Origin of the sequence: Vibrio sp. Vb1026, from assembly GCF_033338745.1 — a bacterium.
GTDB classification, from domain to species: Bacteria; Pseudomonadota; Gammaproteobacteria; order Enterobacterales; family Vibrionaceae; genus Vibrio; species Vibrio alginolyticus.
Map to the genome: position 1 here is coordinate 1 of NZ_JAWOTH010000181.1, position 1,078 is coordinate 1,078.

The following is a 1,078-nucleotide window of genomic DNA, read 5'->3' on the forward strand; positions in this document are numbered from 1 at the left end:
GGGAAGTTTTTTCAGGCATCGTGTGTAAGCAGAATATATAAGTGCTGTTCCCTGGTGCTTCCTCGCTCACTCGAGGGCTTCGCCCTGTCGCTCGACTGCGGCGAGCACTACTGGCTGTAAAAGGACAGACCACATCATGGTTCTGTGTTCATTAGGTTGTTCTGTCCATTGCTGACATAATCCGCTCCACTTCAACGTAACACCGCACGAAGATTTCTATTGTTCCTGAAGGCATATTCAAATCGTTTTCGTTACCGCTTGCAGGCATCATGACAGAACACTACTTCCTATAAACGCTACACAGGCTCCTGAGATTAATAATGCGGATCTCTACGATAATGGGAGATTTTCCCGACTGGTTCGTTCGCTTCTCAGTGGATAACAGCCAGCTTCTCTGTTTAACAGACAAAAACAGCATATCCACTCAGTTCCACATTTCCATATAAAGGCCAAGGCATTTATTCTCAGGATAATTGTTTCAGCATCGCAACCGCATCAGACTCCGGCATCGCAAACTGCACCCGGTGCCGGGCAGCCACATCCAGCGCAAAAACCTTCGTGTAGACTTCCGTTGAACTGATGGACTTATGTCCCATCAGGCTTTGCAGAACTTTCAGCGGTATACCGGCATACAGCATGTGCATCGCATAGGAATGGCGGAACGTATGTGGTGTGACCGGAACAGAGAACGTCACACCGTCAGCAGCAGCGGCGGCAACCGCCTCCCCAATCCAGGTCCTGACCGTTCTGTCCGTCACTTCCCAGATCCGCGCTTTCTCTGTCCTTCCTGTGCGACGGTTACGCCGCTCCATGAGCTTATCGCGAATAAATACCTGTGACGGAAGATCACTTCGCAGAATAAATAAATCCTGGTGTCCCTGTTGATACCGGGAAGCCCTGGGCCAACTTTTGGCGAAAATGAGACGTTGATCGGCACGTAAGAGGTTCCAACTTTCACCATAATGAAATAAGATCACTACCGGGCGTATTTTTTGAGTTATCGAGATTTTCAGGAGCTAAGGAAGCTAAAAGGGAGAAAAAAATCACTGGATATACCACCGTTGATATAGCCCAATGG

At 48.6% G+C, this 1,078-nt stretch carries 1 protein-coding gene; it reads right to left on the bottom strand.

Translation table 11 applies throughout. The features are described from left to right. Window positions 1-464: 464 nt before the first annotated feature. Entirely contained in the window at window positions 465-758 is a 294-nt protein-coding gene (locus R7E47_RS25135) for a tyrosine-type recombinase/integrase (RefSeq protein ID WP_020043782.1), read from the bottom strand. Window positions 759-1,078: the final 320 nt, after the last annotated feature.